Origin of the sequence: Megasphaera sp. MJR8396C (genome assembly GCF_001546855.1) — a bacterium.
Taxonomy (GTDB): domain Bacteria; phylum Bacillota; class Negativicutes; order Veillonellales; family Megasphaeraceae; genus Megasphaera.
Window position 1 is genome coordinate 66,417 of sequence record NZ_KQ958206.1, and the last position, 14,271, is coordinate 80,687.

Consider the following 14,271-nt stretch of genomic DNA (forward strand, 5'->3'; position numbering starts at 1 on the left):
TGAGGTGTAAAACGTGGAAATTTATGATAAGGCCCATGAACTGGCCGGCGTCATTCAGGATTGTGAAGAATACAAGGCCCTCCTGGCCGCCGGTGAGAAGCTCAACAGCGATGAAAAGACCAAAAAATTGGTCCGCGATTTTCTGATGCTCCAGGCTCAATTAGCCTATGCCCAGTCGATGGGTGATAAACCGATTCGCAAGAAAATCGAACTGTTGAACCAAAAAGCAGAACTGGTTAAAAAGAATGAAACGGCGGTAGAATATTTGTCCCATTACAATAAATGGCAGACTATGGCCGGTGAAGTATTTCAGATTATTCAAAATGCAATGGCAGAAGGAATGAGCATCCTTGATTAATAAATATGCACTGACGACTTTTGTCTCAGAATTAAGTAAATCCATTCCCACAGGACGAATTCTGCTGAACGAACCGATGAGCGAACATACGACATTTGCCGTCGGCGGTCCGGCGGATGTATTAGTGCTGCCCGAATCGGTCAAGGAAATGTCCTTGGCTATCCGGGCCGCCCGCCGCTTGGATTTGGTCGTTACCGTCCTCGGCGGCGGATCGAATGTCCTCGTCCGCGACGGCGGTATCCGCGGCGTCGTCATTCAGCTGCAGTCTTTGAAAAAGACCTTGGCCTGCCATGATCGCAAGATTTTGGCCAGTGCCGGCTATATGCTAAAAGACGTCTGCCAGTTCGCCCAGGAAAACGGCCTGACAGGGATGGAATTTGCCTGCGGCATCCCGGGAACCCTCGGCGGGGCCGTCTTTATGAACGCCGGCGCCTATGACGGTGAAATGAGTCATGTCGTGTCCAGGGTCCGCGTCGTAGACCGCAAGGGCAGCGTCCGCACGTATGAAGCGCCGGACTTCGGCTTTTCCTATCGTCAGAGCCGATTCCAGAAGTCCCAGGAATTTGTCGTCGAAGTCGAAATGACGTTGCGCAGCGGTAAGAGCGACGAGATCCAGGCCAAGATGGACGATCTTATGAATCGCCGCCGCAGCAAACAGCCCTTGGAAATGCACAGTGCCGGCAGTACCTTTAAGCGGCCGCCGGGATATTTTGCCGGGACCCTCATCGACCAGACCGGCTTAAAAGGCTTGTCCTGCGGCGATGCCCAGGTATCGGTGAAACACGCCGGCTTCGTCGTCAATACGGGGCACGCGTCGGCACGGGATGTCCTCAACGTCATCCATGAAGTGCAGGCCCGGGTCGAACAGGCTCACGGCGTCCATTTGGAACCGGAAGTCCGCATCATCGGCGAAGACTGAAGCGGTGGTTTTCAGCCGTTTTAGGCCTGAAAAAAGTATATCGAAAGGCAGCTTACCCTCAGTTGTCATGCCAGATTCATCGGCATAACGGTTGGCGGGAGGCTGCCTTTTTGTGCTTTCCGTAGCCTTTGACGGTACCTCGATTTCTATCGTACTATGTTGTATGAGCATGAATAAAATGTTATTATAATATTATAAAGACGGGGTGCGGGGAAATCTATAAAAAAGGCAGGTTAGTACCATGGATAAGATGGCTGTGTGGAAGCAAATGATCGATATCATAAAAACGGATGTAACGCCGGCGACGGGCTGTACTGAGCCCATTGCCCTGGCTTATGCGGCAGCGGTGGCAGCTCGTGAATTGGGAGAGCCCGTGCGCTTTATTGACGGCTTAGTGTCGGCCAATTTGATGAAAAACGGCATGGGCGTCACCGTGCCGGGAACGGGGATGCCCGGCCTTTCCATTGCGGCTGCCGTCGGGGCTCTCGGCGGCGATGCTGATGCCGGACTTCAGGTGCTGCAGCATCTGAATCCGGACGTCGTGGCACTCGGGAAACAATACGTCGCTGACGGTAAGATCACCGTTTCTGTGAAAGACAATACACCTCATGTCCTCTATGCCGAAGCCGTCGTCTACGGCGGAAATCATCGAGTCCAGGTGGTCATCGTCGACGACCATACGAACATCGTGTACATCGAAAAAGACGGTCGGCCGATTCTCGATGAACGCGTCGAAGCCGGCAGCGAAGAAGACCCGAAAATTGCTTTCCTCAATGACCTTACCTTAGCCGATATCGTCGAATTTGCCGAACAGGTACCGTATGAAGATATCGCGTTCTTAATAGAAGCGGAACGCCTCAACGATCATTTGTCGAAAGAAGGCCTGACCGGGAATTACGGCCTCAAAGTAGGCTATAACCTGCAGCAGATGATCGAAAAAGGCCTCTTGGCCGATGACTTGATGCAGTCCATACGCATTCGCTCCGTCGCCGCCTCCGATGCCCGCATGGGCGGGGCCGCCTTTCCGGCTATGACCAATTCCGGATCGGGCAATCAGGGGATTGCGGCGACCGAACCGGTTACTGTCGTGGCAGACTTTTTAAAAGTCGATGAAGAAAGAAGGGTCCGGGCCCTGGCCTTGTCCAGCATGGTCGCTATCTATGCCCACAGTTTCCTGCCTAAGCTCTCGGCTTTCTGTGCCACCGTTACGGCAGCCATGGGAGCGGCGGCCGCTATGGCCTGGCTCCTGGCCGAGGATAATCCCTTAGGCGTCATTGAAAAGGCCATCGCCACCATGTCCGGTTCCGTCGTCGGCATGGTCTGTGATGGGGCGGCCAACAGCTGCGGCATGAAGGTCCTGGCCTCGGTTACCAGTGCCTATGAAGCGGTCCTCCTGGCCTTAAGTGACGTGCGGGTAGCCGGCTCCGACGGCCTCGTCGCCAATTCCGCCGATGAATGCTTGCGAAACGTCGGATTCCTGGCCTCGAAGGGGATGCAGCAGACCGACGACGAAGTCCTTCAAATCATGCTTAACAAGAATCAGGTTTAAGCTATAACTCGATAACTAAACAGCACGAAAGACAAGATAAAGACTGCCTTTCGTGCTGTTTTGCGTTTCTTAATTAAAATTTTGGTAAAGATGTAAAATTAATGCCGGCGCCTTGAAAACATGGACAATTTTTTATATTCGTGCTATACTAACCTAGTTTATCGAAGTATCTATCAGAAGACCACCATCTCTAAGATGATGGATGAATGGTCGCAGTTAGTCTTCTGCGTAACCAAAAACGATAACAAAACCATAGCCTTAGCGCTATCCCGGGCAATACTTGCCTTGGCCGCAGCGTGACACAACGTGGATCATGACGGGTACAAAGAAAAGTAAGCGGAAATTTTTTAACGACCGTGTAGCGGGCTTTTGGACAGCCCCTTAAGAATAAGGGTATCCTGATAGTGAATTCCCTCGGGATAAATCTATCAGGCGTTAGTCCGTGTATCAAACTTCTTAAGAATCTTTCACTTCTATTAAGTGATAGAAGTCCAAAACTATGTTGTTATATGAGAGAGAGGATATTAGATGGAACGCACAGATATTAGAAACATTGCCATTATCGCTCACGTTGACCATGGTAAGACGACCCTCGTCGATGCCATGCTCAAACAGAGCCATGTATTCCGTTCGAATGAAAAGGTAGAAGAACGTGTCATGGACTCGGGGGACATCGAACGTGAACGCGGCATTACAATCTTATCCAAAAATACATCGGTCATGCATGAAGGCGTCAAGATCAACATCGTCGACACGCCGGGGCATGCTGACTTTGGCGGCGAAGTTGAACGCGTACTGAACATGGTTGACGGCGTCCTCCTTTTGGTTGACGCTTTTGAAGGTCCTATGCCGCAGACCAAATACGTTTTGCGCAAGGCCTTGGAACAGCAGCTTAAGCCGATTGTCGTCATCAATAAGATCGACAAACCCGGTGCTCGTGTATCGGAAGTCGAAGACGAAGTCCTGGAACTGTTCATGGAACTCGACGCCAGCGACGAACAGCTCGATTTCCCCGTTGTCTACGCTAATGGCCGTGACGGCATTGCCAAAACGTCCATGGATGAAGAAAGCGACAACCTTGAACCCTTGTTCAAGACGATTATTAAATACTGCCCGGCTCCGAATGGTGACCTCGAAGGCCCGCTCCAGTTCATGGTTACGACCCTCGACTATGACGACTATGTCGGTAAAATCGCTATCGGCCGTATCGTCCGCGGCAAGATGCGTGCCAACCAGAACGTCGTCGTCACCGACGGTGAAAGCCAGCGCAAGGCTAAGATTGGCCGCGTCTACACCTATGAAGGCTTAAAGCGCGTCGAACAGGAAGAAGCCGGTATGGGCGAAATCGCCTGCATCGTCGGCATTCCCGACCTCAAGATCGGTGAAACCGTTACCGACCCGCAGAATCCGGAAGCCTTGCCGCGCATCGACATCGACGAACCGACCTTGTCCATGATTTTCTACGTCAACGACAGTCCTTTCGCCGGTCAGGAAGGGGACTACGTCACCAGCCGTCACCTCCGCGACCGCCTGTTCCGCGAAATCCAGACCAACGTATCGCTCCGCGTCGAAGAAACGGACAGCGCCGATGCTTTCAAAGTATCGGGCCGTGGTGAACTCCACATCGCCGTCCTCATCGAAGAAATGCGCCGTGAAGGCTACGAACTCCAGATCGGTAAACCCAGCGTCATTACCAAAGAAATCAACGGCCAGCGCTGCGAACCGTTGGAAGCACTGACCATCGACGTTCCGCCTGAATTCATGGGCGCTGTCATGGAAAAACTCGGTACCCGTAAAGCCGAAATGGTCAACATGACCGATATTTCCGGTTATACCCGCCTGGAATTCATCATTCCGGCCCGCGGCCTCATCGGTTTCCGCAGTGAATTCCTGACGGCTACCAAGGGCAACGGCATCATGTACCACGTCTTCCAGGGCTATGCTCCTTGGAAGGGCGATATCCCAGGCCGTACGCGCGGCAGCCTGGTAGCCTTTGAATCGGGTACGACGACGGGCTACGGTATCTTCAACCTCCAGGACCGCGGCACGATGTTCATCAAACCGGGCCAGGAAATCTACCTCGGCCAGGTCGTCGGTGAAAGCAACCGCGACGTCGACATCGATGTCAACCCCTGCAAGAAGAAACACTTGACCAACACTCGTTCCTCGGCATCGGACGAAGCACTTCGCTTGACGCCGCCTCAGGATATGGGTCTTGAAAAATCTTTGGAATGGATCAATGACGACGAACTCGTCGAAGTTACGCCGCAGAGCATCCGTATCCGCAAAGCTATCCTCGACAAACACGACCGTAAAAAGGCTATGCGCCGCGGTCAGTAATACAAAGATGAAGAGAAGGTTTGCTGCCTTGGCAGCAGGCCTTCTTTTTTCTTGACTTTGAGTGCGCTTCAAGTCGTATAATAGAAGGGAACCGTTTAAGGTCATTTATGGTAGGAGGTAAGGTTATGGAAAAATCAAAAGTATTTTTTACGGATTTTCGGTGTCATCCGGGGACGAACAATTTACAGAAGCTGCAGAAGCTCTGTAAGAAGGCCGGCATCGGAAATATCAACTTTGAAGGCAAATTCGTTGCCATCAAACTCCATTTCGGGGAACTGGGCTGTCTGGCCTCGCTGCGTCCGCAGTATGTCAAAGCCGTTGCCGACGTCGTTAAAGAATTGGGCGGCCGCCCCTTCTTGACGGACTGCAACACCCTTTATCCGGGCAGCCGTAAACATGCCCTGGAACACATGGACTGTGCCAACCTTAATGGCTACAACACGGTGACGACAGGCTGTCAGATCATCATTGGCGACGGCCTTCGGGGCACGGATGAAGTCGAAATCCCCGTCAAAAACGGCGAATATGTCGAAACGGCTAAAATCGGCCGGGCCATCATGGATGCCGACGTCTTCATCAGCCTGGCTCACTTCAAGGGTCACGAATCGACGGGTTTTGGCGGAGCCATTAAAAACATAGGCATGGGCTGCGGCAGCCGTGCCGGCAAGATGGAACAGCATTCGTCGGGCAAACCTGTCGTCGATGAAAACCTGTGCCGCAACTGTCATCGCTGCGCGAAAGAATGCGGCTCTGACGCCATCATTTATGAAAACAACGTAGCTCACATCGTCCAGGAACTGTGTAAGGGCTGCGGCCGCTGCATCGGTGCCTGTGCGTTTGATGCTATCCAGACCGTCGAATGGGATGCCAATGAAAAGCTCGACCGCAAAATGGCCGAATATGCTCAGGCTGTCTGTCAGGACCGTCCGTGCTTCCATATCAACATGGTCATGGATATTTCACCGAACTGCGACTGTCATGCCGAAAACGACGCGCCTATCCTGCCGAACATCGGCATGTTCGCTTCCTTTGACCCGGTAGCCCTCGATCAGGCCTGTGTCGATGCCTGTCAGAAGGCGACGCCCATGGCCAACAGCCAGTTGTCGGATCATTTGGCACAGCCCGATTGGCACCATCATCACGACCATTTCCTCGACAGCAACCCCAACGTCGACTGGAAGACGACCTTGGAACATGCTGAAAAGATCGGTTTGGGTACGCGGGAATATGAATTAGTCACCATTCACTAAGCCTACATAACCTGTCTCCCAAGGGAATTTGCCCCTATAAGTCGCGCCCGGCTTATAGGGGTTTTTTCGGTCCTCAGATCGCTTTACGGAGCGGGGAGGCGGCACATCTGGTAGGAAAGGGGGCCCTTCCTTTTTTCTTGCCACAGGATACTGATATATGCTATCATGTAATGTAAACCTAAATTACGATTTTATAAAAATGGAGAGACATACATGGATTTTCAGCGCAATCAATTTTATCATATTATATCCTACGGCTGTCAGGCCAATGTGTCTGACAGTGAGCACTATGCAGGACAGCTCGAAGCCTTAGGCTACCACCATACGGAAGACCTCGATATGGCCGACGTCATCTTGGTCAACACCTGTTGCGTCCGGGAAACGGCAGAAGATAAGACCTTGGGGAAAATCGGTGAATTCAAGCATTTAAAGACCAAAAATCCGGACCTCATCATTGCCATCACCGGTTGCATGGCCCAGGAATGGCAGGATAAGCTCTTTAAGCGGGCGCCCCATATCGACTTGGTCATCGGGACCCACAACATCCACAAGCTCATCGAGCTCATTGAAAAGCGAAACAGCAAAAAGGACCATTACATGGAAGCCGATATGAGCCTGCCGGCCTTTCACGACATGCCCGTCAAGCGCTTTCAAAACTTCTTTGCCTGGATCCCCATTATGAACGGCTGCAATAAGTTCTGTACGTACTGCATCGTTCCCTACGTCCGGGGCCGTGAAGTGAGCCGTCCCATCGAAGCCATCGTCGAAGAAATCAAGAAGGTCGCCGCCGAAGGCTACAAGGAAATTACCCTTCTCGGGCAGAACGTCAATTCCTACGGCCTCGACTTAAAGGACGGTACGGACTTTTCGAAACTCGTTCAGGCCGTCGATGACATTGACGGTATCGAACGGGTCCGCTACATGACCAGCCATCCTAAGGACATGACCTTTGCCATGATCGACGCCATTGCCGACAGCAAAAAGATCGTCAATCACATGCATCTTCCCATCCAGTGTGGATCCGATGAGCTCTTAAAGAAGATGAACCGCGGCTATACGACGGAGCATTATTTGGAACTCGTCGACTACGCCAGAAAGCGCATGCCTGATTTGGTCCTGACGACGGATATCATCGTCGGTTTCCCCGGAGAAACGGAAGCCATGTTCCAGGATACGCTGAACCTTTTAAAACGGGTCCAGTACGATATGGCTTATACCTTCATCTACTCGCCGCGGACGGGAACGCCGGCAGCGACGATGGATGGCCAGATTCCTCAGGAAGAAAAGAGCCGCCGCCTGCAGCGCCTGATGGATGTCCAAAACGTATACAGCTTGCAGAAAAATAAAGAAATGGAGAACCAGGTCTACGACGTCATCGTCGAAGGTCCGACGAAAAATGACGCCCATCATTGGTTTGGCCGGACGACGGGCAATAAGATGATTATCTGGGAAAATGACGGAACTGTTGCCATCGGCGATACCGTCCCCGTTGCCGTCGATAAAGGACAGACCTGGGTTCTCAAAGGCCACTTAGTACACTAAGGAAGGTGAGACTTTGGCAGGGAAAAAATTAACGCCCATGATGGAGCAGTACATGGAAGTCAAAGAGCAGTGTCAGGACAAGATCCTCTTTTTCCGCCTCGGCGACTTCTATGAAATGTTTTTTGACGATGCCTTGACGGCGTCGCGGGAACTCGATTTGACATTGACCGGCAGGGCCGGCGGCAACAAGGAAAAAATTCCGATGTGCGGCGTCCCCTTCCATTCGGCCGAGTCCTATATCGAGCGCTTGGTCCATAAAGGGTATAAGGTTGCCATTTGTGAGCAAATAGAAGATCCGAAACTCGCTAAGGGCATCGTCAAGCGGAAGATCATCAAGGTCATTACGCCGGGGACGATTACCCTTGAAAATGCCGTAGCTTCGAAACAGAACAACTATATCGGCTGCCTGACCGCAAGTGACGGCATCATTTCCATTGCCTTGACCGACGTCACGACTGGCGAGTGCCTGTGGGCCGACTGCGCCGCATCTGAGATGGGCGACGTGCTGTTCGATATCCTTGCCGTCTATGAACCGAGCGAACTGATCTATGCCAACATGGGTGAGTATATGGAAAAGGTGCAGCAGTACCTGAAGGGGCACCTTAGCCAGTGCACGGTGACGGCTTTTGTCGTCGATGACAGCGTCGATTATCGAGAACAAGCCAAGCCTTATTTTGCGGCCGAGGCCTTTGCCGCTGCGTCTCGAGCCGGCGCCTGCATCGGCATGCTCCTGGCTTATGTCAGCGACGTCATGCAGTCCGACATTTCACATATCAATTCGTTAGAACACATCGACAATGAACGGCGATTGGTCATCGACGCTGCCAGTCTGCGTCATTTGGAAGTCACCCAGAACGTCCGCGACGGCGGCCGAAGGGGAACCCTCCTCGACGTCCTCGACAAGACCAATACGGCCATGGGCGGACGGCTGCTTCGCAAGTGGCTCGAAGCGCCGCTCATCCGCATCGCCGACATTACAAGGCGCCAAGATGCCGTAGAAGATTTGGTCCTCCACGAAATCATGCGCCAGGACCTCTCTGACGTCCTCGACCGGATTTACGATTTCGAACGCATTTTGACGCGCATCGAAACGGGGACGGCGACGCCGAAGGATATGGTGGCCCTGCGCGAATCCTTAGCCGTCATTCCCCAGCTGAAAGACGTCTTAGCGGGTGCTGAGGCCGATTTACTGCACAGCTTGAACGACCGCCTTGAAACCCATGACGACGTCTACGATCTCTTGTGCCGGGGCATCAAGGACGAACCGGGCCTGGTCATCCGCAACGGCGGCGTTATTCGCGACGGCTTTTCGCCGGACCTCGACGAAATCCGTTCCATTGCCGCCAACAGCCATGCCTTTTTGCAGCAGCTCGAAGAAGCGGAAAAAGAAAAGACCGGTATTAAGCTCAAAATCGGCTATACCAAGGTCTTTGGCTATTACTTTGAAATTTCCCATGCCAACACCAAGCCTATTCCCGACTACTACGTGCGCAAGCAGACCTTGGTCAATGCCGAACGCTACATTACGCCGGAGTTGAAGGAATTTGAAATCAAAGCCCTGACCAGTCAGGAACGGATGTTAGAATTAGAATATAAATTGTTCGGTGACATCCGCCGTCAGATCCAGGAGCACATCCCGGCCATGCAGGAAACGGCCCGGGCCATTGCCCGCGTCGACTGCCTGTACAGTTTGGCCTCTGCCGCCTATGACAACCGCTACGTCCGGCCGGCCCTCAATACCAAGGCCGCCATTCGCATCAAGGACGGCCGCCATCCCATTGTCGAACAGTATCTGAAAGATGAACTCTTCGTCCCCAACGACGTCAACCTCAATCACGATGACCATGAAATCCTGGTTATCACCGGTCCTAACATGGCCGGTAAATCGACGTATATGCGCCAAGTTGCCGTGTTGGTTCTCATGGCTCAGGCCGGCTCCTTCATTCCGGCTAAGGAAGCCTCTATCTGCCCGGTGGACCGCATCTTTACCCGTATCGGCGCCAGCGACGACATTTTGACCGGTCAGAGTACGTTTATGGTGGAAATGAAAGAAGTGTCTTACATCTTAAAACACGCCACGAACCGCAGCCTGCTCATCCTCGATGAAATCGGCCGCGGGACGAGTACCTTTGACGGCATGTCCATCGCTCGGGCCGTTATCGAATACTGCCTGAAAAATGTCCATGGCCTGACCTTGTTTGCCACCCATTATCACGAGCTCATCGCCATGGCCGATGATTCGCCGAAGATAAAAAATTACACCGTCGCCGTCAAGGAACGGGGGAAACACATCAAGTTCCTGCGGCGCATCATCCCCGGCGGGGCAGACCGCAGCTACGGCCTCCATGTCGCACGCCTGGCCGGCCTTCCGGAAAGCCTTTTAAAGAGGGCTGACGTCATCCTCGAAGAACTGGAAACCGAAGGGGGCGGAACGGTGCCGGCCCAAAGACCGGTCGTGCAGGAACCGTCACCCATGGGGGACAGTCTCTTTTCAAGCCCCGTCATCGATAAACTTTTGGGCGTCGATGTCAGCAGCATGACGCCTATTGAAGCGATTTCTTTCTTATATAGTCTGCAAAAAGATGCCAAAGAAGGAAGTGGAGTCCATTGAGTTCAATCATTCATGTCTTAGATGAAGCTACGCGCAATAAAATCGCTGCCGGTGAAGTCGTCGAACGGCCGGCGTCGTGCATCAAAGAACTCGTCGAAAACGCCATCGACGCCGGCGCCAGTGCCATTGAGGTGGAAATTGCCGACGGCGGCCAGTCCTATATGCGGGTCACCGACGACGGCTGTGGCATGAGCGCCGAAGACGCAAAAAAATGCATCATCCGTCACGGGACGAGTAAGATCAGTTCTGTCGAAGATATCTTTTCCATTACGTCCCTGGGCTTTCGCGGAGAAGCCGTGCCCAGCATCGCTGCCGTATCGCATATGCAGATCACGACCCGTCAGGAAGGCGACGACTTTGCGACGCACCTCCTCCTCGACGGCGGCGTCATTACGTCAGAAGACCAGGCCGGCGCTCCGGTCGGGACGACGATGGAAGTCAGCGACCTCTTTTACAACACGCCGGCACGGCGGAAGTTCTTAAAAAGCGAACGGACGGAAAGTTCCAAGATTTCCGAAATGGTGACCAAATTGGCCTTAGCCAATCCGTCCATTGCCTTTACCTTTACCAATAACGGCCGGACGACGATGAAGACCGGCGGTACCGGTGATTTGCAGGAAACGATTGCCAACATCTACGGCGCCCAAGTGGCTCGGGAAGTCTTTGCCGTTACCGGTGAAACTGACGGCATTACCCTTGAAGGCTATGTTGGAAAGCCGTCGGTCTTAAAGAGCAACCGCGGTTGGCAGACCTGCATCGTCAACCAGCGCATCGTCCACAACCCCTTGATGTTCAAGGCCATCGACAATGCCTATCACGCCATGCTGCCCAAATCAGGCTATCCCTTTGCCATGCTCCATCTCCGCGTCGACCCGGCGGCCATTGACGTCAACGTTCATCCGGCCAAGACGGAAATCAAATTTTCCGACGAACAGGCCGTCTACCGGGCCATCTACCGCAGCATCGTAACGGCCCTCGTCGAGCAGGAAAAGCCGGAAGACATGGCCAAGACGATTGAACCGCCGTCAGAAGAAAAGACGGTGGCAGCGCCGGGCGTTCAGGAATTTCACATTGCCGCGCCCCATTCGGCCCCGACCTCAGGAACCTCTTCGCCGGTGTCGGCAGCACCTTTGCCTGAGGCTGCGACACTGTTTACGGTCGACAAGGGCCCTTCCGCAGCCGAAAGGAATTCCCTGCGGGAAGAACCGAGTCCGGCCGTTTCTTTTACCAGCCGTCCTGCATCGGCCTCGCTTCGCCAAGAACGGACGTATGAACCACCGGTTCGTTCGAGCGACAGCAGCCGCCTCTTTTCCGAGGCCCTGGCCCAGCACGGTCAGGGTGGGGGCGCTGTGGATGCACCCGTTGAGATGCCAAATGAAGAAGCACCCAAAATCGTCTTTGAAGGCGATGACGACGTCTTCATTCCCCTCGGCGTCGTCGCTGACTGCTTCATCGTCGCTAAAAAAGGACAGGACTTATATATCGTCGACCAGCATGCGGCCCACGAACGGATTCGCTACGATACCTTCTGCCGCCGCGTCGAACGGATGCCGAGCCAGCAGCTGCTGACGCCGGAATTCATCGAAGTCGACGGCGACGACATGACACTCCTCTTAGAACGGCAGGATATCTTTACCGATTTGGGCTATGCCTACTCTGAAGCCGGTCCCTCGACCCTTCGCATCGAAGAAGTGCCCTGCGACTTACAAAATGGCGATATCGCCGATTCCCTGAAGGATATCTGCCAGCTCCTGCACGATCAGAAAGAGCCCGATAAGGCCATGGTTCGCCACCGCTCACTGGCCTACCTTTCGTGCCACGGCGCCGTCAAGGCCGGAGACCAGCTCAATATCCGCCAGATGAAGCAGCTCTTAGACGACCTGTTCCACACGGAAAAACCTTATGTCTGCCCCCATGGCCGGCCGATTATCATCCGCTTTACGCCGAAAGAATTGGCCCATCTCTTTAAACGGACATGAGTAGAAATATCTATGTCGTGCCTTCTTTGAAGGCCAAAGAAAAACTGCAAAACGAGGGAAGAGCCTGGGCCGAAGGACAGGGCTTTTCCTTTGTGCCGCGGCGCAAGCGGACCATCTCCGATTTGATGGCGGACTATGGAGAGAATTTCCTCGTCTACTCGTCACGGGGACCGCAGATCGACCGCCCGGAAGGAAGCCATTTTTTCAGCCTCAATATGGCTGAACTCCGGACCCAGCACATCCGAAAAGGACAAGCGGATCACTTGTTGACGGCCCTTCAAGGCGGGGTTCCGTCGAAAGAGCCCTTATCGGTCCTCGACTGCACCTGCGGCTTTGGTGCCGACTCCATCGTTGCCTCCTTCGGCCTGCCTGAAGGATCGACGGTTCATGCCTTAGAAGTGTCGCCCCTGTTGGCGGCTGTGACCTCCTGGGGATTTTCCCATTTCGTCCACGACAAAGCCGACGTGACGGCAGCCCTGCGCCGCATTTCTCTTCGCTGCGGCGACTATCGCCAATATCTTAAAGGGGATGACGAGCCTCGTTACGATGTCCTCTACTTTGACCCCATGTTCCAGCGCCCCGTCGAAGGGAGCTGTCAGTTCCAGCCCGTGCGGGCCATCATGGATCACGGCAGCCTCACGCCGGACCTCATTGAACGGGCCCTTTTGAAAGCGCGGCGCCGGGTGGTCATCAAAGAACGGGATTTTCGCCAACTGTGCCGGGATTTTCCGACCGTAAAGTTGTATGGCGGCAAATACAGTCACATTGGCTATGCCGTATTGGAGTGTGAATCATGGAAAAAGTAATTGCCATCATCGGCCCGACGGCGGTAGGGAAGACGGCCCTTAGCTTTTCCCTGGCCGACCACTACGGGACCGACCTCATTTCCGGCGATGCCTATCAGATTTATCGCCATATGGATATCGGTACGGCTAAGCCGACGGCCGACGAACTGGCTCAGTACCGCCATTACCTGATTGACATCGCAGGTCCGGACGAACCTTATTCAGCGGCTAAATTCTGCCGCATGGCAGGCGCGGCCATTACGAAAATAAATGGGGAAGGGAACATCCCCATCCTCGTCGGAGGGACAGGACTCTACGTCCAGTCCCTTCTCGAAGGCTACGATTTTCAGGCCTCGCGGATGACCGCAGCCGATAAACGGCAGGCCGAGGAGAAGCTGAACTCCCTTGACAGAGAGAATCTCAAAGCCTATATTCGAAAGGAAACGGATTGGGAGCCGCCTGATTGGCATGAACTCCTGTCCAATACCCACCGCTTGACGCGGCTGGTCAGCGCCATCGAGCAAGGGGAGGGACGGTCTTTCGTCCGCCAGGGCAAGGCTCATGACCTCGTCTATGACGCCTATGTCATCGGCCTGCGCCTGCCCCGGGAGGTCTTGTACGACCGCATTGAAAAACGGGTCGACATCATGGTAGAAGCGGGCTGGATCGACGAAGTCCGCCACCTTTTAAGCATTGGCATTTCGCCGGATTCTCAGGCCATGAAAGCCATCGGCTATCAGGAACTGTCCCGGTATGTGACCGGCACCATGACCCTTGAGGATGCGGTCTTTCAGATCAAGGCCCGGACGCGGCATTTTGCCAAGCGCCAGCTGACCTGGTTTAAGCGGATGCCTTATATTCACTGGTATGATAAAGATCACTATGAAAACGAACAAGCATTGATAGCTGCCGTCTTAGCAGATATCGATCTTTAGCTT

10 protein-coding genes are annotated in these 14,271 nt (G+C 53.7%); all 10 read left to right on the forward strand.

The window, feature by feature from the left end:
* Positions 1-13 precede the first annotated feature (13 nt).
* Positions 14-358: a YlbF/YmcA family competence regulator gene (locus HMPREF3201_RS09370; RefSeq protein ID WP_062412808.1), complete on the forward strand. Its 345-nt coding sequence runs from the start codon at positions 14-16 to the stop codon at positions 356-358.
* Positions 351-1,277, forward strand: coding sequence for a UDP-N-acetylmuramate dehydrogenase (murB, locus tag HMPREF3201_RS09375; RefSeq protein WP_062412809.1), 927 nt, complete (start codon positions 351-353; stop codon positions 1,275-1,277). Before HMPREF3201_RS09370 ends, murB begins: the two co-directional genes overlap by 8 nt.
* A 241-nt stretch (positions 1,278-1,518) precedes the next feature.
* Positions 1,519-2,826, forward strand: coding sequence for an L-cysteine desulfidase family protein (locus HMPREF3201_RS09380; protein WP_062412810.1), 1,308 nt, complete (start codon positions 1,519-1,521; stop codon positions 2,824-2,826).
* A 528-nt stretch (positions 2,827-3,354) separates the two neighbouring features.
* Positions 3,355-5,166 (forward strand): translational GTPase TypA, encoded by a 1,812-nt coding sequence (gene typA, locus HMPREF3201_RS09385; RefSeq protein WP_062412811.1) that lies wholly within the window; start codon positions 3,355-3,357, stop codon positions 5,164-5,166.
* 125 nt (positions 5,167-5,291) lie between these two features.
* Positions 5,292-6,416, forward strand: a complete 1,125-nt coding sequence (locus tag HMPREF3201_RS09390) for a DUF362 domain-containing protein (RefSeq protein WP_062412812.1) — start codon at positions 5,292-5,294, stop codon at positions 6,414-6,416.
* 213 nt (positions 6,417-6,629) lie between these two features.
* Positions 6,630-7,958 (forward strand): tRNA (N6-isopentenyl adenosine(37)-C2)-methylthiotransferase MiaB, encoded by a 1,329-nt coding sequence (miaB, locus tag HMPREF3201_RS09395; RefSeq protein ID WP_062412813.1) that lies wholly within the window; start codon positions 6,630-6,632, stop codon positions 7,956-7,958.
* Between the two features lie 37 nt (positions 7,959-7,995).
* Positions 7,996-10,569 carry a DNA mismatch repair protein MutS gene (mutS, locus tag HMPREF3201_RS09400; protein WP_062412943.1) on the forward strand — a complete coding sequence of 858 codons (2,574 nt, stop codon included), beginning with the start codon at positions 7,996-7,998 and terminating at the stop codon, positions 10,567-10,569.
* Positions 10,566-12,548: a DNA mismatch repair endonuclease MutL gene (gene mutL, locus HMPREF3201_RS09405; protein WP_062412814.1), complete on the forward strand. Its 1,983-nt coding sequence runs from the start codon at positions 10,566-10,568 to the stop codon at positions 12,546-12,548. The genes mutS and mutL overlap by 4 nt, the downstream gene beginning before the upstream one ends.
* The gene (locus HMPREF3201_RS09410) at positions 12,545-13,354 is read left to right on the forward strand and encodes a class I SAM-dependent methyltransferase (RefSeq protein ID WP_062412815.1); all 810 of its coding nucleotides are present in this window, start codon (positions 12,545-12,547) and stop codon (positions 13,352-13,354) included. Before mutL ends, HMPREF3201_RS09410 begins: the two co-directional genes overlap by 4 nt.
* The gene (gene miaA / locus HMPREF3201_RS09415; RefSeq protein WP_062412816.1) at positions 13,342-14,268 is read left to right on the forward strand and encodes a tRNA (adenosine(37)-N6)-dimethylallyltransferase MiaA; all 927 of its coding nucleotides are present in this window, start codon (positions 13,342-13,344) and stop codon (positions 14,266-14,268) included. The genes HMPREF3201_RS09410 and miaA overlap by 13 nt, the downstream gene beginning before the upstream one ends.
* Positions 14,269-14,271 lie beyond the last annotated feature (3 nt).